The organism is Peptacetobacter hiranonis (assembly GCF_008151785.1).
GTDB classification, from domain to species: Bacteria; Bacillota; Clostridia; order Peptostreptococcales; family Peptostreptococcaceae; genus Peptacetobacter; species Peptacetobacter hiranonis.
Map to the genome: position 1 here is coordinate 2230146 of NZ_CP036523.1, position 22120 is coordinate 2252265.

Here is a 22120-nt window from a genome sequence, read left to right on the forward strand (position 1 = left end):
TCGCAGCTGTTTTTAAGACTTAAACACAAGTATATCGCATCGACAATTCTGCAAGCGCCCCACAACACTGAAATGTGTTACATAAACAAGTGGGGCGCTGAAGCCTGGAGAGCGAATACTTGTGTTAAGTCATTGGCTGCGATAAATCATTGAAACAGCCTTTTTATATTATCTATTTTCTTTTAGCATTGCAATTTCTCTTCCATGTCCCTCATCATCATAAGGTGTTTCTAAGAAGAACGGAATATCTCTTAATTTAGGATGATTAACAACCTCTAAAAGAGCCTTCATCCCAATCTCTCCTTCGCCTATTCCAGCATGTCTATCCTTATTCTTTCCAAAAGGCATCATACTATCATTTAGGTGTATAGTCTTTAATCTATCAAGACCAATAACTCTATCAAACTCGTCTAAAACCCCATCCAAATCATTGACTATATCGTATCCTGCAGAGAATATATGACAAGTATCCATACATACTCCCATTCTCTCATTATGCTCAACACCATCGATTATAGCTCTTATTTCTTCAAAACTTCTTCCTATCTCAGTACCTTTTCCAGACATAGTTTCAAGAAGTACAGTTATATTCTCATCTCCAGTTATAGCCTGATTAAGACCTTCTATTATCTTTCTAGTACCTTCTTCAACTCCACCACCTACATGACTTCCTGGATGGAAACAAATGTATTCAACACCTATTGAATCCATTCTCTTAACATCTTCTCTAATAACCATCTTTGCAAATTCATAAGTATCTTCATTTGCAGCTGCTAAATTCATAGTATATGGAGCATGTGCTAATAATTTTCCAAAATTATTTTCCTCTCTAATCTTCTGAAATGCCGCCATATCCTTTTCATTAAATTCTTTTGCATTACCACCTCTTGGATTTCTACTGAAAAACTGGAACGTATTAGCTCCGATATCTACTGAAATCTGAGCTGCCTTTTTAAATCCTTTTGCTATTGAAACATGTGCACCTATAGTAAACATAAATAATCCTCCTAATAAATTATAAATTTCGTAATTTCATATACATTCTTATACCCTAAAATTAATATAATAAGCAAAACAAAAAAATAAGGGATTCTAATTAACTCCTAATTAACTAGATATCCCTTGTTATATCTCATATTATAATATTTATTTCTCTGGTATAGAAACAAAAGCCACTTCATAACGTTCTCTATCAGCATCTCTGTTTGCTCTAGCTGATATTTCCTCTAGTTTGGCACGAAGAGTTTCTTTTATTTCTTCAGCTTCCTCTTTTGATAATTCTACATTGTGGAAATCTTCTATATTAGATCCACTTAATTTTCCAGCTTCAGCAGCATTGAAAAACGCTTCGCTAACATCTTCAAACTTATTTACATAGAACTCATCAGTTTCCCCTTCAATTTTTCCTGCTAATGAAAAATTAAAAACATTCTTCCCTATCTCTATACTTTTAGCTGTTGGATAATAGTATTTTTCAACTATTCCTGATTTTATTTTTTCCTCTACTAAATCTAATATCCCCACCTTATAAAGCATCTTTATATGGTAGTTTATTTTTGCATGAGGTTCTTCTAAAATTTCTGACAATTGTTTAGCAGATAGTGGAGAATTTTCGAACTGGTTTAATATTTCTATTCTTTTTGGATGCGCTACAGCTTTTATGCATTCTAAATCTCTTAAAACCATTACCTCTTTCATAATTCTCTCTCCTAAAAAAATTTTTTAATATAAATCATACTACTCTCAATTATATATTACCAATCCTTATATTGTCAAAAAAAATTTTTATGTCATTAAACTATTTTGCTTCCTCCAATAAATTCTCTAACAATAGATGTTGATGGTATATCAGAAACATCCTCTATCATAGCAAAGTATTGTATAAAGCTTAAAATTCTAGCTGCTTCTATATATTCAACACTTTCTGGATCTACTTCCTTTAAAAGTGGCTCAACATATTTCTTCAATACTGAGATTTCGTATACACATGCTGAGTTAAACATAGCATCAGCTTCCTCCTGATAAGGGAATATATTTTCTTTTTCACCTTCTCTTACATTCTTCCAACTCTTTATAGTTTCTTCTGCACTATATCCTCTAAAATTAGAATCCCTTACAATTCTTCTTATAAGCCTTAAATCTGTTGTAGGTATTCTATTATGAGAATCAAGATTTATCTGAGTTAATGCACTTATATATATTCTGAACTTTTTACTATCATCTATATGAGCAGTTAATTTAGGATTTAGTCCATGTATTCCCTCGATTATTATAGATTCATTTTCTCCAATAGACATCATCTCTCCAGTAAACACTCTTTTACCAGTTTTAAAGTCATATCTGATTATCTCAATTTCTCCACCACTTAGAAGTGTATTCATATCTTCATTAAATTTTTCAACATCTATAGCATTTATAGATTCATAATCATAAGAACCATCTGCCTTACGAGGAGTATGCTCTCTTTCTATAAAGTAGTCATCTAATGAAATTGCTCTAGATTTTACACCACTAACTCTCATCTGAATAGAAAGCCTATGTGCAAAGCTTGTCTTTCCTGATGATGAAGGAGCTGCTATTAAAATAACTCTACTATTTCTTTCCTTTATCATATCGGCAATCTGAGAAATCTTCTTTTCATGAAGTGCTTCAACAGTTCTTATAACATCTCCTGATTCTCCAGATTCAATTATTCTATTTAAATCTATTACATTCATTACACCTAATTTTGCCGCCCAATCTTCAGACTCATCGTAAATATTTGATAGCTTAGGCTGATCTATAAACTTCTCTGGAACTAGTGCATCATCTTCTGATGGCCCCATAAGAACGACACCTTTTTTGTATTTAACTACATCAAATACATCCATATATTTTGTAGAAGGTGGCATCATTCCATAAAAATGATCTATATAGCCCTCACACACATATATTTTTGCATTCTCTTCATCCTTATTTTCTATAAGTTCTGCTTTATCTTCTCTGCTAAGTATTCTAAAAATCTGTCCAGCATCCAATTTATCCATTACAACCTTTTTAATTGGACAATCTTCAGCTACTATATTTCTCATTTTATTTTTTATATCTTCTATATCTTTATCTGTCAGTTCTCTACCTATATCCATACTATAGTAGACACCATTTGATAAAGAATGTTCTACTGTAACTTCAACTTTTTCATAAAGTTTTCTGCAAGCTGTTATAAATACAAAAGAAAGACCTCTAAAGTACACTCTAGCGCCATCTTCATTATAAAAATCTAAAAGCTCTACCTCTTCACCGTTATATACCTTTTCGTATAAATCACAAATAGATTTCCCTTTTATCGCTGCAGTTACAACTCCATCATGTGCTTCATTAAACTCATCTGCTATTTCAGAAAGAAGTAAATAATCTCTATTTTTTCTTTCAAATTTTTCAATTTTTCCGTCAACTTTAACTTCTATTACTCCCATCTCAAACCTCCCAAATTGTTTATTTAACACTTATTTATTGTTATATTATTTTTAAAAATTCTTTAACCCTAGTTATACTATTCTCCAAATACTCTGACTTAACCTCTATTACTGCGTAATCTGGACTCATATCTATTGCTGCTTGTAGCTCTTCCCCTGTAAGTCTACCAGAGAAAATTTCAACATGATCGTCTACTTCACCGCTGCAATCACTGATATGAACAACCTTTGTATATTCTTTAAGAGTAGAATAGTCATCTTCACTTAAAATACAGTGACCTGTATCAAAGCAAAAATAAGGCATATCAAATTTTTCTCTTATTTTTCTTGTATTTTCAAAAATATACTCAAATTCTCCTGTGGATATCCCCGTATTCATCAAATCTCCACCTTTTAAACTGTATGAGTTTTCCACAGTTATCACAGGAACTCTTGATAACTGTTCTAAATTTTCCTGCAATTTAAAAAAGAAATCCACAGAATTATTTAAATATCTTTTCTTATCCTTTAAAAATCTATTCTTCATAGCATATCCCATATGTAAATTTAAATACTCTGGTTTTAAAAATTCAACACCTCTACACATATCAGAACAGAACTTTGCCCAAGAGCTTCTAATACATTCTATTTCCTCGCATGTATTTATCTCCATAGCCAAATGTACTCCAATAGACAAGCCAAGCTCCTCTATCTTGTCGATAAAAGGAGCTATCTTGTCAATTTGAGCAACTGTGTCTATTCCTATTTCTAAATGATTGATAAAATCTCTATTTCGATCTATAATCTCTAGAGTTTTTTCAATCTCGTAGTATAAACAAGCTACACCTATTATCATTTTTCTAATTCCTTAATATTAATCTACAAAGCCAAAGCTAGACATTGGGAATAGTCTAAGCATAACATGGCCCATTATATCTTTTTCATCTATTAAACCAACTTCTGGGAATCTACTGTCTAAACTATTTACTCTATTATCTCCCATTGCAAATACCTTACCCTCAGGAACTACAACATCAACATCTCCTTCTGTGTACATTCCTTCATCTAAATAAGGCTCATCTATTACTTCACCATTTACTCTTACCTCACCATTAGATATCTGTATATGGTCTCCACCAACACCGATTACCCTTTTAACAAGGTCCTTACCTCTACTGTCATCGTGAAGAATAAAGTCCATAGCTCTTCTAAGAGGATTTCTTGTTTCAACTGATAAATCTGAGTATCCATCAAGTGGCATATCTGTATCAAATATTATAATATCCCCTCTCTTTGGATCTCCTAATCTATATTTTATAGTATTAACTATTAGATAATCTCTGTCCTGAAGTGTAGAAAGCATTGACTCTCCATCAACTCTTGTAGGTCTAACAAACTGAACAACTACACCAGCTATTATAAGAGCTGTAACTAGTATACCTACCCACTCTTTTACAAAAGAAAAAGCACCTTTATTTTCTTTTTCTGCATTTTTATTTTCGTTTTTATCTTTTTTACTCAAAAGCTTCATCTCCAATCATAAATAAATATAAACACATCTTGAAATAATCAGTTGTCTTCAAAACATACTTATACTATATCACTTTTTTATAATTTCGTCTTTTATTTTTCTAAAGTTGAATTTTTCTTCTAAGTCCCTTAGGATATCTGTTCTTTATAACTCCTCCAGACTCTTTTCCCCAACCCAGAGAAACACCTTCAACACCTACAATTATCCATCCTCTAGACTCTCCTGTATTAATTACATCACCACTCATATAAGCTTTTATCTCATCTGAGTCGAATTTAAAATCAGCAAAGTTTTTAACATCTTCTTTTTTAAGGTAGTGAGCTAATGCATGAGAAGGCTCAAATCTATTTTTCTTTAACTCACCAAGATGTAATCCCTGTCTTAATAATTTTATCTTTTTAGTATCAGGAGAATTTTTAGGCATTAGATATAAATTTTCTCCTCTTATAAAGAAGTCTCCATCTAGTTTTATATTTAAGAATTTTTTTTCAAAATCTCTAAAGTCTTTTAGCTCTTTGTCTAATTTTTTGAATTTAGCTGGCTTTACACTACAATCCTCTTCATCATGTTTTATTATCTTAGCTACAAAGTGACCTTCTCCTTTTACCTTATGTGGCCATAATCTTTCCTTTAATACAACCTCTGCATTTTCAAATTCTTCTGCAAATCCGTCGATTATATCTTCGTCCTCTTCCTTTGCAAAAGTACAAGTTGAATAGACTAAAGTTCCTCCATTTTTAAGCATTTTATATCCATCTCTAATTATTTCATGCTGAATATCTCTACATTCTATTACCTTTGCATAGCTCCAATCGTCGATTGCAACCTGATCTTTTCTAAACATACCTTCTCCAGAACAAGGCGCATCTATTATAACCTTATCAAAATAACCTTCAAATACTTTTAATAACCCCTTAGAATCTGTGTTAGTTATTATCGCATTGGCTGCTCCAAATCTTTCAAGATTTTCTCCAAGTGCCTTTATTCTAGTCGCATTTATCTCATTAGATACTAGAAGTCCTGTATTATTTAACTTTGATAATATATATGTAGATTTTCCTCCAGGTGCTGCACACATATCAAGAACTATATCTCCTTCTTGTATATCAGCCTTTGGTACAACACTCATTGCAGAAGGCTCCTGTAAGTAGTATGCACCTGAGTCGTGAAGTGGATTTCTTCCTGGCTTGCACTCATCTTCGTCATAATAAAGACCTTCCTCTGCCCAAGGAATATCCTCTGTATTACAATCTAAAAGACCTTTTAATCTATCCTTTTCCATTTTCATTGTATTTACTCTTATAGCAGTAGTTTTTTTCTGCTCGTAGCTTTTTATAAAATCGTCAAACTCATCCCCTAAAAGCTCCTTAACATCATTTAAAAATCTTTCTGGTAAATTCATCTTTTTTCCTCTCTATTTTTATATTATAAAATTTATCATTCTAACCTTTATTTAGAATTTATTATCTCTTTAATTCCAATAATTTATTTTACACTATTGATGTTATTTTCTTCAACTCTTATCATAATTTGAGTAATATAATCCTCCATATCTGAAATAGCAAAGTCGTTCATTCCTATTTCAAAAGAATATCCAACAAGTGTTAGATTATTTTCTTCTGCGTATTCTACAATTTCATCATAAAAATCTGGCAGTGTATCCCAATCACCCATATGATACGCACAAATATATTTTCCTTTTGGCTTGATTATTGTATTTTTAGTATTTTTAGACTCCATATCATCTAGCATCTCAATAAAAAGCCCATCGTACTCTTCAAACTCTCCCCTTTGTATCTTATCTACAGATATAAAACTTCCTATTCCTTTGCAATACTCGTCAACAGTCCAAACATCTTTTATATGTGATATTAACTGCTTTAAATCGTCATCTTCAAACTTAAATGGTGTGTAGAAAAATTTTTGCTCTTCACATTCAATAACTTTTACAGAATTCTTTTTCCTTAAATCATCACATTTATTTAATTTATTTAACTTATCCTCAAGTACTTCCCTTCTTCTATTTAATGTTCTTATTTCCTGATCTATCTCTTTTATCTTCACTTCAGCTATTTCTTTGAAATCTTCCTCATTTGGATTATCTATATATCTTTTTATCTCATCAAGTCCCATATTTAGCTCTTTTAACATCTTTATATACTCAAAATCTACGCCCTGCATATAATCGTAATATCTATAACCATTCTCTCCTTTATAATCTGGAGAAAAAATTCCAATCTCGTCATAATAGTGCAGAGTTCTCTTATTTACATTGTGTAATTTTGCAAATTGAGACACCGTTAATTTTATTATTTCATTTTCTCTAAAATTTTTCATATTCCCTCCTTGACTTTACAGTTACTGTATACTTTATATTAATTATATCGTAATCAAGCGGAATTGAAATGAAAAATATAAATAAATTTAAGAAAAGAGGTACAAAATATGGGAAATGAAAAAAAATTAGAAAAAGAAATAGTATTTGAAGACTACAATAAAAGTCACAGCGAAAAATTATTCGACATAATAAGAAAAACTTGGAACTACGATCAGTTTGCATCACCAAAGATAGCTAGAAAATTATCTGTTATATTCCTTTATAGCTGCTTAGCTCAGCAGACTTTCACTAAAGTTGCACTTATTGACAACGTTCCAGTTGGCGTAATAATGGCTAGAAATAAGAGTAAAGAAAGATCTAATATAAAATACAAATTAAAACAGTTTATGGCTATACTTTCTCTTCTTATACATAAAGAAGGTAGACAGACATCAAAAATATTTAAAGGTGTAAGCGATACAGATGCTATCCTTTTAAATGAAGCTAATAGAGATTATTCAGGTGAATTAGTATTCTTCGCAGTAGATTCTGATTGTAGAGGTATGGGACTTGGACAGAAACTATTCTCTAAAGCTAAAGAATATATGAAATCTGATGGTATGAATGATTTCTACTTATTCACTGATACAACTTGTAACTTCGGGTTCTATGAACACAATGGTATGATTAGAAGAGGGGAAAAAAGAGAAAAAGTAGAAGTTGATGGACAGATTGCAGATATGAAGTTCTTCATTTACGACTTCAATTTATAAGATAGATAGGATTTAAAAAAGGAACCCTCAAGTAAAACTTGGGTGTTCCTTTTTACGTCTATCTTCTTAATTTTTTATTAATATATCCTTCAACATCAAACTCTTCAAATTCTAATGTTTTCTTCAAATATAGTGGATGATGTGGATTTTTATATTTACCTTTTTCAAGCCATCTAACAGAATATGGACGTATCATATTTTCTATATCCACTAAACTTTTTATTAAATAATCACGTCTATCAATATTTCCGCCCCAAGCAGCCCAAATATCAACACATTTTTTATCTCTAGTTAGTTCTTTAATATATCCAGATATAACCTCTAGGTTCTTTTCATATGCATAATCACTCTTTTCAACATGTAATCCTGATGGATCAGTTGTTCGTTGTGGATAAAGATTTAGCATAATATATCCATCATAATCATTATTTTCTGAATCCACCAACCTTTTTACTACTATCATTGTTTGGTCTAATTTTTCTGGTGTTGCAGTACTTGGATTAATTCCAAATACTACTAATGGATTTTCACCTTTTTCTCCTAACACATATCTATATGTGCTACCATCCTTCTCATCTTCCATATAATACCATTTTTCATTATCAAAACTCATGCTAAACTTCCTCCTAAAAACAAGTGTTTTATTGAAAGTAATAATATTATTCCCAATTTGTTCCTATATTTTTTTCTATAGCTCTGTCGTAAATCATCTGAGCTGTTACAACATCCTGTACTCCGATTCCCACGCTCTTGAATATTATTATTTCATCATCTGATTCTCTTCCAGGTATTTTTCCACTTACAACATCGCCTAATTCTTTATTTAAGTCATTTTCTTTTGATATTATTCCTTTTTTAAGAGGAGTTATTATACATCCTGCTTCTTCTAGTACAGCTTCTACTGAATCGCAGAATATTTTAGATGCTCTTTTTATACTAACCTCATCTATTTCGTGCATGTTAGGCATATACGAACCAACACCACTTATTAATGCTCCTTCTTTTACAAGATTACCATCTATAACTGGAACTTCTGATGTAGTTGCTAATACTATAACATCTGCATCTTTTATCGCATCATCTGAAGAATCTGTAGCAACTATTTTTGCTCCATAAGAAGCTAATTCTTTTGATATATCTTCAGCAAATTTTTCTCTTTTTTCTTTATTTCTGCTAAACACTCTAACTTCTTCAAGTTCTCTAGCTGCAAGCATAGCCTCTAACTGAGCTGGAGCCTGTCCACCTGTACCTATTAATGCACCAACTTTTGCATCTTTTTTAGCAAGAAGATCAACTGCTGCACCTGATGCCGCACCTGTTCTAACCCGAGTGATATATGTTCCATCCATCACAGATATAACTTCACCTGTAGTTGCGTCCATTAATATAACTGTCGCTGGAACAACTGGTTTTCCTTTTTCAGCATTTCCAGGGAATACAGATACTATTTTTATTCCTGCGCAATCTAATGATTTTACATATCCTGGCATGAATAACATGCTTTCTCCTTCTCTTACTGTTCCTAAATTTGTTCTTATTGGAACTACAGCATCTTTTTCACTGAATGCCTGATACGCTTTTTTATCAGCTTCTATTGCATCTTTCATTGTAAATACTTTTTTTATGTCTGATTTATTAAGTAGTAGCATTTTTAACATCCCCCAACTTTTAATTTTTAGAAATTTTATTTTCTTTGTTAAGTCTATTATACTTGTTTCGTGAATAAAAAAACAGAGAGAAAAATTTTCTCTCTGCTTTATATCTAATTCTCATCATTTACTTTATTTACAGTACTATTATCATACAAGAAATCATCAAGAGTAGCATAATCACTTCCTGTAATTCTATTAATCTTCTGAACAAGTTTTTCTCCTTCTCCTTCGATAATAGCACGATGTCTTCTCGCATAAATATTTTCTCTCTCAAGAGCGATTGCAGTCTGCTCTGCTACAATCTTAATAATTTTCTTTTCCTCATCAGAAAGAATTTCTCTCTTATAGCAAGCAACACCGATAACACCAAGAGTTAAGTAGTTTCCTTTAATAGGAACATAATATGCATTACTTCCCTCTTCCTTTATACCTGTTTTTTTGTATGTAGAAGGATCTACCTTTACACCTACTCCTTTAGTCTTACCAGTTCTAAAACATTCTTTTATAATTTCTCTTTCTTTTACTAATTTAAATAAATTTTCACTTCCATTATTATTGCATATATACACATGAGGCTCCATAAGGTTTCTTCTCTCATCTGCTATTGTTATTAATATTGTCTTTCCAAGTATGTTTACAAGGTTTTCTCCACAGTTTTCAACAACCTGTTCTCTATCTCTAGCTTTTAAGAACGATCCATCTGTACGATACAGCATCTCCATTTTCTTAGCTTGTATTTTTTCAGCCTCGACCTTCTTTTTAAGCTTAGATGTTATACCTGCTGCCAATAGAGATACTCCAACCATAACGGCAAAAGAAAGTGTATACATCTTTTGTTCTACAGCAAATGTATAACGAGGGTTTATAAAGAAAAAGTTATATATAAACATTGATGATACCGAAGCTATTGTTCCAAAAATATATCCTTCTGTAAATCTAGCAGTTAATACAGCAGCAAGTACATAAAGTACAACTATACTTGTATTGTCCATTCTACTATTTTCAAAGAGTAATGCTAGACACGTTATACCAGCCAATACTGATACTAATCTTATCCCATTGCCAAATAGGTATGATTTCAGATGTATTTCTTCTTCATTATGATGGTATAATTTAGCTTTTCTATCTTTGTAAAAATTTCTTTCTATCACTGTTTATCCTCCCTTCTCGTTTTCTAATATCAGAATTATATTATATACCCTCTGCATACATTAATCTAGTTATTTTTAGGTTAATTTAGTATATTTGACGTATAAATTTTATATTTCGTTATATATTTTTCTTCTTTAATGTTATATTGAATTTTTTCAAGAATTTTGCCAAGTGGAAATTCTTAAATATTGATGTTACAAGTACCAATGAAAGTGCTAATGCCCCAGCAGATGCTAGTGTTTCCGTCATAACATTTCCTGCTGTAACATAGTGTTCAAGAATAAATTCATATATTGAACGATACACACCAAACCCTGGCACAAGTACGATTAATGCACATGCACTAAGTATAGTAGCTGGAATCATATATACTCTCGCACATATTTCACAATATACACTAAATGATACACCAGCAGCAAAAAATGCAGCTCCAGGTGCAAATCCCATATATATAGAAGTTATTTTATATACAAACCAACCAATAGACCCTCCTACACCAGCTACTCTAAGGCTTTTACCTTTTATATTGAATAGTATTCCAAACCCTACAGCTACACCATATGCTGCTACAGTTTCAATTAATATTCTTATCATCTAAAAGAATCCTCCTCTCAAGTACCAGTTTAAAACTAATGCCATTCCAACAGCAGTTGCAGTTCCACTAAATATTACTTCTGATAATTTAGCTGTACCAGCAACAAGCTGACCATCTAGTATATCCCTTATAGCATTTGTTAGTGCAAATCCAGGAACTAGAAGCATTATAACCCCTGCTATTATGTAGTCCATAGTTTTCAATACTCCACCTTCTACGCACACAACAGATGACATAGCTATAAATGCAGCACATATTATATTAACAAAAAATTCGTTAAGGCTCTTTTCAGATAAATACTCCTGTAACATCTTTGTAACCATTCCAACAAGAAAAGACATTATAAAATCTATTTCTCCTCCACCAAATAAGATAGAGAAACAAGATGTCACAAGTCCTGCTCCAAGTATAGTAACGGTATATGAGTAACTCTCTTTCTTACAAATATCTTCTAATCTTTCTTCGCATTCATCTATGCTTAGCTTTTCATAAGCTATATTTCTAGACAAAGCATTTATCTTTTTCATCATATTCAAGTCTGTAGATCTCTCATTTATTCTCTTTACCACTGAATACACTTTTTTATTCTTATACACCGATAATAGTAATGTGGTAGGCGTTGCAAATACTTCAGCATTATCTATATCAAATGCCATACAAAGCCTTTGTATTGTATCCTCTACTCTATATATTTCACCGCCACATTTCAGCATATTTCTCCCAGCCTCAGCAGCAAAGTTGAGGATTCTGTCTATATCCTCAAAATCTCTCTCCATTTTTTTCCCTCCTTTATTTACTTTTTTTACACAACTTTAAACAATAAATTTATCTTTATTGAATAATTTCCTTTAACAACTCTAGACAATTATACAACATTTATCACTACAATTCGGCATAAATTATACATTTCTATAGATTACATATTTAGCTATAGTTTTTGGTTATAGTTTCAGAAAATTATTCACTCAAAAATTTTATTTTTGTGTAAATTCAACAGTTACAAGACTTTTTCTATGATATAATACAGATAATATATAAATTTCAAAAATTCAAAAATATTTTACTCTTTTAAAGGAGGTAAAAATGAAAATAGCAGTTTGTCAAATGAAGGTTTGTGATGATAAAGATAAAAACATATCACACGCATTAGAAATGATAGATGAAGCCGCTAATAATGGTGCTGAAATTATAGTCTTACCAGAGATGTTTAACTGCCCTTACGAAAATAGTTACTTCCCTATTTTTGCTGAGGAATATCCAGGAAAAACTACTGAATCATTAAGCAATGCAGCAAAGAAAAACTCAGTTTATTTAGTAGGTGGAAGTATTCCAGAGCTAGAAGATGGAAATATCTACAATACTTCATTCGTATTTGATCGTAATGGAGAGCTTATTGGAAAACATCAAAAGATGCATCTTTTTGATATTGATGTAGAAGGAGGGGTATCTTTTAAAGAATCTGATACACTTTCTTCCGGACATAAAGTAACTATTGTCGATACAGAGTTCGGAAAAATAGGTGTAGCTATTTGCTATGATATAAGATTTCCCGAACTTTCTCGCTTAATGGCTTTGGAAGGTTCCGAACTTATTATCCTTCCTGCAGCATTTAATATGACTACTGGACCTGCACATTGGGAACTTTCTATAAGAATGAGAGCACTTGATAATCAGGTTTATTTTGTAGGCGCTGCACCTGCTAGAGATGAATCTGCATCTTATGTAGCTTTTGGAAACTCTAGGGTTTCAGACCCTTGGGGTAATATAATAGCTGCTGCAGATGAAAACGAATGCATATTATATGCGGATATAGATAAAGAGTACACTAAAAAAGTAAGAAGTGAACTTCCACTATTAAAACATAGAAGAACAGATTTATATTCAGTGAACTTTTTTTAATTTTTTTCAAAAAAAGTTCAACTTTTTGACTATTTTGTGTTATAATAGATTTTGAAAAAGGGAAAAACACCCTCAAAATCCGAACGCTTTTCGGATTTAATAAAAAAGACTATAATTAATTTTTATATATTCATTGGAGGAAAAGGCATGAAAAAAGTATACACAGGTAAAACTAAAGACGTTTTTGAATTAGACAACGGTAATTTTGAATTATTATTCAAAGATGATTGTACTGGTAAAGATGGAGTATTCGATCCAGGTGAAAACTCAATAGGTTTAACAATAGAAGGTATAGGTAGAGAAAACTTAAAAACTTCTGTTCACTACTTTGAATTATTAAAAGAAGCAGGAATAAAAACTCACTACGTTAGCGCTGACATAGAAAAATCAACTATGGAAGTATTACCAGCTAAAGTTTTCGGTAAAGGTGTAGAAGTTATATGCCGTTACAGAGCAGTAGGAAGCTTCATAAGAAGATACGGAGAATACATAGAAAACGGAGCTAAATTAGATGCTTACGTTGAAGTTACTTTAAAAGACGATGAAAGATGTGACCCATTAGTTACTTCTGAAGGATTAGAAGCTTTAGGAATAATGACTCAGGAACAGTTCGATCAGATGAAAGAAAGAACTAGAAAAATAACTGCAGTTGTTGCTAAAGACTTAGAAGAAAAAGGATTAGAATTATACGACATAAAATTCGAATTCGGATTCTACAATGACGAAGTTATATTAATAGACGAAATAGCTTCAGGAAACATGAGAGTTTACAAAGACGGAGAAATAGTTGATCCAATGGACTTAACTAAAATGATATTAGCTTAATTAATAGAAGTATAAGACTGTTGCAATTTTTGCAACAGTCTTTTTTTGTTGAGAGTCTAATTATTTATTTTATAAAAGATAGGATTTCTCTTATATCCTGTATTACAAAGTCAGCACCTGCATCTAAGTATATTTTTCTTACTCTTTCGCAGTTTGTTTGTTTTTCTTCTTCGTTTAGTGCGTTATATTCTTCTTCTGTAAGTCCCATTTCTGAGCTACCTTCAATTATTCCTATTGTAAGTAGTCCAGCATTTTTTCCTTCTTTTATGTCAGATACTGTATCACCTACTTTTATGGCATTTTCCGTAGATGTTACGCCTAATGTTTCAAGGTTTCTAAATACCATGTATGGTTTTGGTCTACCTACTCCATTTGTAGAGTCTGGGCTGAACCAGCAATCAGGTTCATATCCTGCTGCTTTTGCTTCTCTTGTAACTATTTCCATCATTTTATCAGTATAACCTGTTGTAGATCCTATTTTTACACCCATTTTTCTAAGTTCTGCTATAGTTTCAACAACGTATGGTTTTGGTTCTGCAAAGTTGTGAAGTATTGATAATAATTTTTTTTCAAATATTTCGTGCATTTCTTCTGCATCTTTATCTGTAGGTTTTCTTCCATGAACTTTTTCAAATTCAGAGTTTATTCTTTCCATTTTTAACATTGTTTTTATATGGTCTAATTTAAGCATTCCCATTGGTTTTCTAGTTTCTTCCATAGTAGGTTCTACTCCGTATTCTTTGAATACTTCAACAAATGCCTGAACTGGTGCAAAGCATCCATAGTCTACTGTAGTTCCTGCCCAATCGAATATTACTGCTTCTGTTTTATTACATTTCATTTGCTTTTTCCTCCATGAATCCTTTTATTATCTCAGCTAGTTTAATCATATCTTCTTCGTATATTTCACCTATGTTACCTATTCTAAATGTATCAGCTTCTGTAACTTTTCCTGGATATATTGCGTATCCTCTTTCTTTTATATATTCGTACATTTCATTAAATGAATAGTTGTGTATTTCTGGATAAAGGAATGTAGTTATTATTGGAGACTGATGTTCTAAATCTATGTAAGTTTTTATTCCTAATTCTTCCATTTTTGCTATTAAAGTTCTATTGTTGTTTAGATATCTTTCATATCTTTTAGCAATTCCGCCTTCTTCCTGTAATTCTTTTATTGCCTGAGCAAATGCTAATACTACATGTGTTGGTGATGTAAATCTCCATTTTCCATCTATATCCATAGTCTTAAACTGATCATAAAGATCTAGTGCTAAACTTCTTGCTTTACCTTCACATTTTTTAAGTGCTTCTTTTTTAGCTATTATGAATGAGAATCCTGGAACACCCTGTATACATTTATTTGAGCTACTTATCATAAAATCTGCTCCTAATTTTTCCATATCTATTACAACTCCACCGAAGCTGCTCATTGCATCTACTATAAGTGTTTTTCCATGTTCTTTTACAACTTTTGCAACAGATTCTATATCATTTAATATTCCTGAAGTTGTTTCGCAATGTACCATAGATACATGAGTTATTTCTTTATCTTCATTAAGTATTTCGTCTACTTTTTTAGCACAAGGTATTTTATTGAATGGCTCGCTGTAGACAACTGCATCTATTCCAGCGTGATTCGCTATATCTTTCATTCTTTTTCCGTAAGCTCCATTTTCACATATTAAAAGTTTTTCATCTGTTCCAACTGAGCTTGTTATTACTGATTCAACTCCAAAAGTTCCACTTCCCTGCATTAATATAACTGTGTAATCTTCTTCTGGTGCATTTGCAAGTTCAAGTAAGTCTTTTCTTATTTTCTGTGTTATAACTTTATAATCATTATCCCATGTACAATGGTCTACCATCATAACTTTCTTTACTGTTTCACTTGTTGTAAGTGGTCCTGGTGTTAATAATTTGTAATTCATAATCTTTCCCTCTTTCCAATCTTTCTTTAAATTTATTTATAATTTTAAAATTTTATATCGCTTATTAATTTTTAATCTCTAATACTATTTACATGAGTCAGAGAATTTTATGTGTTTTTCTAGTAATTCTGCTGTTAATGGTTCAGAGAATGTCTTAGGATATTTAGAATGGTTTTTGTTATCTGTTTTTTCGCCTTCGTATATTGCATTTGGATAAGTTTCTATTAAGTACTGTCTTCCATTTTCGATTATACATTTAGCCATTTCCTGAGATAATTCAGCTTTTTCAGCATTGTCTTTTTTAACAACTGCAACTGATTCTGTTAATGAGAAGTTTCCTTCTGTTGGGTCTATGAAATCTATTGGTAGACCTTCTTCTTTATCAGCAACTGCCTGATGTCTTAATCCAAATCCTATTGCTACCTCTCCTGCTCTAACTTTTTTAAGTGGTGCAGAACCAGATTCTTCTATATGATCTCCAGCATTTTCATATATTGCTGATAGTATTTCTTTTCCTTCAACTTCACCGTATTCGCTTATTATAGCCTGTACTAAAAGCCATGCTGTAGATGAACTAGCAACGTCTGTTACAGATATAAATCCTTTGTATTCTGGGTTAGCTAAGTCTTTTATACTTGTTGGAGCTTTTAATCCGTTTTCTTTTAGCATTTCTGTATTTACTATTATCGCCCCTTCCTGAGAAGTTATAGGTGCGTAGAAATCTGCTGCTTCTATTCCATCTAATGTTTTTACATCGTAGTTTCTTTTTTCGAACATATTATTTTTTTCCTGAGCACTATCTAAGTAGAATGAACTCATTGTTACCATATCAGCCTCTATATTTGTTCCCTCAGCAAGAAGTTTTCCTCCTAGTTCTGAAGTACCAAATGTCTGGAATGTATATTTACCATCGTATCCGTTTTCATCAAGTGCTTTTGACATAGCTTCAACTGCTTCTTCGTCTGCATTTGAATATATTACAACCTGATCATCTACTGATTTACTACATCCTGCTAGTGGTGCAACTGCAAGTGTTAAACATAATAGTGGAAGTGCTAATTTTTTCTTTAAACTCATTTTTCTTTTTTCTCCTTTGTTATTTTCTTCGCTTTCTCTTTTTTCTTTTATTGATTTTCTATTTGCAAGTGCCTGGAATAGCACTTTAACAACTATGTTTGTCGTTAGTATCATTATCGATAAGATAAATATCTCATCGAATTTTGCAAAGTATTGAAGTTCTTTTATTTTAGTAGTTATTGTAGCTGTCTTTGCCCCAACTAAGAATACAACTGCACTTATTGTAACCATCGCATTTACAAAGTAATAAGATATTACCTCACATATTGTAGAGAATGAGTTTGGAGTTACTATTCTTATTATTGTTTTAATCCAGCTATCTCCCATAAGCATTGCTGTTGTTTCCCAAGATGAATTCATTTTAGATAATGAATTTTTAAACATTAAGTACGGTGTTGAGAAGTAATGTACTATTGTACAAACTATTATTATCGTAAATGTATTTTGTAAACTCGTTCCTGTAAACATTAATAGATATGCGATACCTATTACCATCCCTGGAACTGTATTTGTTATCAGAGATATTGTTTCTATTACTGATTTTGCTTTTTTATTTATCTGACTTCTAGCTGTTACAAGTGCTGCAGCGTATGTAAGTATCATGCCTATTCCTGCAACAGCAGCAGCTATTCCTATTGAATGAAGATAAACTTCTCCTAGATTTGCTGTTTTTATTATTTTTGTAAAATTATCTATTGTTGGATTCATATCATAAGGCCACATTTTTACAAATGGAGCTATGAATATAACCACAAATGGTATTATTATCACTGCACATACTAATACCGAAAGAATTCCACACACTGTATCTCTAACTGTGCCTTTTCTTATTTCAATTTCAGAAATTTTCTGATATCTTATATTGTATTTTTCAAGATATGTTAGTACCGCTATACCAACTACTGTAGGAATTAACATTACTAATGCTACAACTGCTCCGTTGTTGAAGTTAGGTATAGATCCTAGCATTTCTGAATAAAGTACTGATGCTATTGTGTCGTATTTTCCACCTATCGATGCTGGTATCCCAAAATCTGTGAATGATAAGAAGAATGTCTGAACAAATGCTGCTGCAAGTGTTCCTGCTAATGGTCTTAATACTGTAGTTAAGAATGTTTTTAAAGGTTTGTCACCCATTACTCTTGATACTATTGAGAATTTCTTATCTACATACCTCATAGTATTTGACGTTAGCATATATGATATTGGAAGCGTGTATATTACAAATCCAAGTACTAGTCCATTTAATCCGTATATTTCAAAGAACTGCTTACCTAATAAAGTCGTTACTAATCCCTGTTTACCAAATGAATATATTATTGCAAATCCATAAGTTATTGTTGGAAGCAACATTGGAAATACAGCAGCTGATTTTATCAGCTTTTTAATCGGAGTTTTTACATTTGTATACTGAACTGTATAAGATAATATAAATGCAAGAACTGTAGATATACACGCACTTATTGCAGATACTTTTAAACTGTTAAATATCGCCGTTGTAAATCCTTTCTCTTTAAATACATCGGAGAAAAACTGGATTGTTAGTCCAGAATCCCCGACAAAAGCGTATTTAAAGATAAACAAAAGCGGAATTATTAGAAAAAATCCAAATACTACGCATAATACTGCGAATATTGATTTTATCTCTTTCTGTGTTTTTAACTTCATACTACATCGCTCCTTCTACGGCAGATATTTGATTTGCCATATTAAATAGATTTAATATGTTGTTTCTCTTTATTTCAAGCTGATTAAGTATGAATTCTTTTACAAAATTGTTGCCTGGTTCGTTTATTATATTTTCTGGGTTTCCATACTGAGATATTTTTCCCTGATTTATTATAAGAACTTTGTCTGATAGAGTTAATGCCTCTTCTGGATCGTGTGTTACTATTATTATTGTTAGGTTAAATTCTTTAGCTATTGTTTTTATACGTTCTTTTATAGACTCTTTTATTACACCGTCAAGTGCGCTAAGTGGTTCATCTAGTAAAAGTATTTTTGGCTTCATTACAAGAGTTCTCGCAAGTGCAACCCTCTGTTTCTGACCACCTGATAGCTGCTCTATTTTTTTATTTAAATGTTCTTTTAATCCAAGTAGATTTATAAAGTCATCTATCTCTTCCTGAGTAGATATTCCCGGCTTATTTTTTAGTCCGTATGTTATGTTCTGATAAGCATTTAAATTTGGGAATAATGCGTAATCCTGGAACACTATATTGAATCCTCTTTTTTCCATAGGAACTCTTGTTATATCCTCTCCGTTGAAGTTTATTTCTCCTGAGTCTGGATTTGTAAGTCCTAAAATTATATTTAATAATGTTGTTTTACCGCATCCTGATGGACCTAGTATAGAAACTATTTCACCATCACCAACTTCTATGCTTATATCTTTTAATACTTCTTTTCCATCGAAACTTTTCTTTATATTTTGTAGTTTTAACATATTATTCTCTCCTTTTAGTTTTTTTAACTTATATTTTCTATCTCAACGATTAACTTTCTTTGCCTCGCTCACAAACTCAGTATAGACTAGAAAAACAGCCCATTCAATAAAATCTATGTTAAAAAAAAGTAGTAAAATACTCATTTTGAGCAATAAAAAAAATGTAGTAAAACTACATTTTCACTACATTTTTTATCATTTACTTTTAATTTTTTCTATTTAATATCCTCTGTTTCTTATTGCTTTTTCATTCTTATTTAGGATTTCTATGTATTTATCGTAATCGCTGTGTATTATTCCCATATAAATCATATCGTTTATTACAAGTTGTATAGCTCTAGAGAATATTGCATCTCCATAAAGCATCTGATCACTACTAGTACATATCAATATATCTGCGTATTTAACTATTTTGCTATCTTTATAATTTGTTATTACAACAGTTGTAGCTCCTCTTTTTTTAGCTGTTTTTATCATTTCAACTGTGTCCTTAGAATTTCCAGAATAAGATATTCCTATAGCAACATCTTCACTAGTAAGATTATATGCACTTATCTTCTGTAAGTATGAGTCTGTGTACATTTTTACATTTATTCCAAGATAAAGCAGCTTTGTAGCTAAATCATTTGCAGATGATACAGAGTTCTCAACACTATATATATCGACATTTTTAGCGTTTATTATGCAATTTATCATATCCGAATAGCTTTTTAATGATATCGACTCGAGCATACTATTAATTTGATTTTCTACAGTCATTACAATTTTTCCTGGAATCATATCAATTGTATCTTCTCTATTTATATCAAAGCCATGCAGTGGCTTCATAGTACCCTCATCGTCTTTTTTAGTTTTCATAAGGCAATATTTTAATTCATTAAATCCATCTAAACCTATTGATTTTGAAAATCTCATTATAGATGGCTCACTTACACCTGCTTCTTTAGCTACTTTTTTCATTGTAAGTTTTTCTGCTTTTCCATTGAAATTCTTTATAAAATCAGCAACCTTTTTCTCAGATTTGCTAAGTGCCATATATTTTGTCGCTATACGAAAAAGGAGTTCTTCTCTTTCCATATCCATTCCTCCATTCAATGTAGTTTGACTACATTTTTTACTCAAATTTATATTTTGAAAGGCTACTATTTTCAACCTTTTGCTATTATCTTATAATATAATATTTAAGTTAAATTTGAGTTAAGTGAGGACTACACACTACATTTTTCTATTTTTAATAGCTTCTCTTTTATATCAAGTCCTCCTGCATATCCAGTCATACTTCCATTACTGCCAACAACCCTATGACATGGAACTATTATCGCAATTGGATTTTTGTTGTTTGCATTACCAACAGCTCTGCAAGCTTTTCCGTTTCCTATTGCAATCGCTATATCTTTATAACTTCTAGTTTCACCATATGGAATATTTAAAAGTTCTTTCCATACCTTCTTTTGAAACTCAGTACCTATCATCTCTATTTCAATATCAAAGTTTTTTCTTTTTCCAGACAGATATTCTTTTAATTGTAGATATGTTTTTCTTATAGCATCTGTTTCTTTTTCTATTTCATCTTCTTTTTTATAATCAGAAAATACAAGTCCGATTATCTTCTCGTCTTTTTCAGATATTTTTATTCTTCCTATTTCTGTATCATAGCAAAAGTAATTAATCATAATTCTAAATCCTATTCTATATTTTTTATAGTTTATTATGTATTTCAATCCAATCTAAATTTTACATAGACTATATTATCACTATTATTCTACTATATTAGTTTTTATATTTTTTCCATCGGCATATTTTTCAAGAAGTCCTTTTATTTCATTCATTCCACTTTCTAATTTATCTTTTCCTGAGAATGAGAATAAGCACATCATTATTTTTTCCGCATTTTCATCTATAGCAGCTCTTCTTGAATCACTTGTAGGGCTACCAAATTTTCCTTCTTCATCAGCTAGAACTGGCATATTAGCTACGTTTACCATATCTTTTCCAATACCTTTGTACTCATCGCCCTCTATTCCTACAGTGAATACTATATTTTCTCCTATGTTTTCTGTATTGTAAGATCCTATTGAGAACTTAGTTTTCATAGATATTAGGTTGTTTATATCTACAATATTGTTTACAAAATATATTCCCTTCCCCTGAAGTACTCTTCTTATAAGCGCTTCTGAAGATGTTCTGTATCTTGAAGGGTTTTTACCACAAGCTTTGTATGCTTTTCTATTTGCATCTATTGTTTCTTCTGAGGCTAATTCTTCTAGTTTTATGTTATTTTTAAGTAACTCACATTCTTCATTTAATAAATTTACTAGCTCTTCTGAGCTTTCTTTTACTTTTACCTCCGCTTCAACTACTCCAACCATGCAGTCTGGTACTAGATTTTTTAGCTTTTCATCAATTCTTAACATTTTTTACACTTCCCTTTTTAGTTTTTTATTTACAGTATTATTTTACAACTTTTTTATAATTTTTTCACTCTTGG

The 22120-nt window shown here is 31.3% G+C and carries 22 protein-coding genes; 3 read left to right on the forward strand and 19 right to left on the reverse strand.

What is annotated here, in order from left to right:
• Positions 1–168: 168 nt before the first annotated feature.
• From KGNDJEFE_RS10380 to KGNDJEFE_RS10410, 7 genes are all read right to left on the reverse strand, one after another.
• Positions 169–996, reverse strand: coding sequence for a deoxyribonuclease IV (locus KGNDJEFE_RS10380; RefSeq protein ID WP_006440656.1), 828 nt, complete (start codon positions 994–996; stop codon positions 169–171).
• 150 nt (positions 997–1146) lie between these two features.
• Positions 1147–1698 (reverse strand): winged helix-turn-helix domain-containing protein, encoded by a 552-nt coding sequence (locus tag KGNDJEFE_RS10385; protein WP_006440655.1) that lies wholly within the window; start codon positions 1696–1698, stop codon positions 1147–1149.
• A gap of 95 nt (positions 1699–1793) precedes the next feature.
• Entirely contained in the window at positions 1794–3455 is a 1662-nt protein-coding gene (locus KGNDJEFE_RS10390) for a nucleoside kinase (RefSeq protein WP_040410620.1), read from the reverse strand.
• 40 nt (positions 3456–3495) lie between these two features.
• Positions 3496–4290 carry an IolE/MocC family protein gene (locus tag KGNDJEFE_RS10395; protein WP_006440653.1) on the reverse strand — a complete coding sequence of 265 codons (795 nt, stop codon included), beginning with the start codon at positions 4288–4290 and terminating at the stop codon, positions 3496–3498.
• An 18-nt stretch (positions 4291–4308) separates the two neighbouring features.
• Entirely contained in the window at positions 4309–4965 is a 657-nt protein-coding gene (gene lepB / locus KGNDJEFE_RS10400; protein WP_006440652.1) for a signal peptidase I, read from the reverse strand.
• A 100-nt stretch (positions 4966–5065) separates the two neighbouring features.
• Positions 5066–6367 carry an RsmF rRNA methyltransferase first C-terminal domain-containing protein gene (locus KGNDJEFE_RS10405; RefSeq protein ID WP_006440651.1) on the reverse strand — a complete coding sequence of 434 codons (1302 nt, stop codon included), beginning with the start codon at positions 6365–6367 and terminating at the stop codon, positions 5066–5068.
• An 83-nt stretch (positions 6368–6450) separates the two neighbouring features.
• The gene (locus KGNDJEFE_RS10410; protein WP_006440650.1) at positions 6451–7302 is read right to left on the reverse strand and encodes a MerR family transcriptional regulator; all 852 of its coding nucleotides are present in this window, start codon (positions 7300–7302) and stop codon (positions 6451–6453) included.
• A 108-nt stretch (positions 7303–7410) separates the two neighbouring features.
• On the opposite strand from KGNDJEFE_RS10410, the gene KGNDJEFE_RS10415 reads away from it, so the two are divergent.
• Complete coding sequence (locus KGNDJEFE_RS10415) at positions 7411–8055, forward strand: GNAT family N-acetyltransferase (protein WP_006440649.1); 645 nt, start codon at positions 7411–7413, stop codon at positions 8053–8055.
• Positions 8056–8113: 58 nt separating this feature from the next.
• On the opposite strand, the gene KGNDJEFE_RS10420 is transcribed toward KGNDJEFE_RS10415, so the two are convergent.
• From KGNDJEFE_RS10420 to KGNDJEFE_RS10440, 5 genes are all read right to left on the reverse strand, one after another.
• A complete protein-coding gene (locus KGNDJEFE_RS10420; RefSeq protein ID WP_006440648.1) occupies positions 8114–8668 on the reverse strand; it encodes a DUF1643 domain-containing protein in 555 nt (184 codons plus the stop codon).
• 46 nt (positions 8669–8714) lie between these two features.
• Complete coding sequence (locus tag KGNDJEFE_RS10425) at positions 8715–9704, reverse strand: ornithine cyclodeaminase family protein (protein WP_040410618.1); 990 nt, start codon at positions 9702–9704, stop codon at positions 8715–8717.
• Positions 9705–9817: 113 nt separating this feature from the next.
• A complete protein-coding gene (locus KGNDJEFE_RS10430; protein ID WP_006440646.1) occupies positions 9818–10858 on the reverse strand; it encodes a DUF4118 domain-containing protein in 1041 nt (346 codons plus the stop codon).
• Positions 10859–10976: 118 nt separating this feature from the next.
• Positions 10977–11453 carry a threonine/serine exporter family protein gene (locus tag KGNDJEFE_RS10435; protein ID WP_006440645.1) on the reverse strand — a complete coding sequence of 159 codons (477 nt, stop codon included), beginning with the start codon at positions 11451–11453 and terminating at the stop codon, positions 10977–10979.
• Complete coding sequence (locus tag KGNDJEFE_RS10440; protein WP_006440644.1) at positions 11454–12230, reverse strand: threonine/serine exporter family protein; 777 nt, start codon at positions 12228–12230, stop codon at positions 11454–11456.
• A 307-nt stretch (positions 12231–12537) separates the two neighbouring features.
• Between KGNDJEFE_RS10440 and KGNDJEFE_RS10445 the strand changes: the two genes are divergently transcribed.
• Together KGNDJEFE_RS10445 and KGNDJEFE_RS10450 are read left to right on the forward strand one after the other, a co-directional pair.
• Positions 12538–13353 carry a carbon-nitrogen hydrolase family protein gene (locus tag KGNDJEFE_RS10445; RefSeq protein ID WP_006440643.1) on the forward strand — a complete coding sequence of 272 codons (816 nt, stop codon included), beginning with the start codon at positions 12538–12540 and terminating at the stop codon, positions 13351–13353.
• A gap of 147 nt (positions 13354–13500) precedes the next feature.
• Positions 13501–14178 carry a phosphoribosylaminoimidazolesuccinocarboxamide synthase gene (locus tag KGNDJEFE_RS10450; RefSeq protein ID WP_040410617.1) on the forward strand — a complete coding sequence of 226 codons (678 nt, stop codon included), beginning with the start codon at positions 13501–13503 and terminating at the stop codon, positions 14176–14178.
• A 64-nt stretch (positions 14179–14242) separates the two neighbouring features.
• Here the strand turns inward: KGNDJEFE_RS10450 and phnX are convergent, their stop codons facing one another.
• From phnX to KGNDJEFE_RS10485, 7 genes are all read right to left on the reverse strand, one after another.
• On the reverse strand, positions 14243–15019 hold the full coding sequence (phnX, locus tag KGNDJEFE_RS10455) for a phosphonoacetaldehyde hydrolase (RefSeq protein WP_006440641.1): 777 nt from the start codon (positions 15017–15019) through the stop codon (positions 14243–14245).
• A complete protein-coding gene (phnW, locus tag KGNDJEFE_RS10460; RefSeq protein ID WP_006440640.1) occupies positions 15009–16109 on the reverse strand; it encodes a 2-aminoethylphosphonate--pyruvate transaminase in 1101 nt (366 codons plus the stop codon). The genes phnX and phnW overlap by 11 nt, the downstream gene beginning before the upstream one ends.
• A gap of 84 nt (positions 16110–16193) precedes the next feature.
• Positions 16194–18854 (reverse strand): extracellular solute-binding protein, encoded by a 2661-nt coding sequence (locus tag KGNDJEFE_RS10465; protein ID WP_006440639.1) that lies wholly within the window; start codon positions 18852–18854, stop codon positions 16194–16196.
• A gap of 1 nt (position 18855) precedes the next feature.
• A complete protein-coding gene (locus KGNDJEFE_RS10470) occupies positions 18856–19632 on the reverse strand; it encodes an ABC transporter ATP-binding protein (protein WP_006440638.1) in 777 nt (258 codons plus the stop codon).
• Positions 19633–19851: 219 nt separating this feature from the next.
• Positions 19852–20709, reverse strand: a complete 858-nt coding sequence (locus tag KGNDJEFE_RS10475; RefSeq protein WP_040410615.1) for a MurR/RpiR family transcriptional regulator — start codon at positions 20707–20709, stop codon at positions 19852–19854.
• A gap of 131 nt (positions 20710–20840) precedes the next feature.
• The gene (locus tag KGNDJEFE_RS10480; protein ID WP_006440636.1) at positions 20841–21305 is read right to left on the reverse strand and encodes a methylated-DNA--[protein]-cysteine S-methyltransferase; all 465 of its coding nucleotides are present in this window, start codon (positions 21303–21305) and stop codon (positions 20841–20843) included.
• 84 nt (positions 21306–21389) lie between these two features.
• Entirely contained in the window at positions 21390–22046 is a 657-nt protein-coding gene (locus KGNDJEFE_RS10485) for a B3/B4 domain-containing protein (protein WP_006440634.1), read from the reverse strand.
• Positions 22047–22120 lie beyond the last annotated feature (74 nt).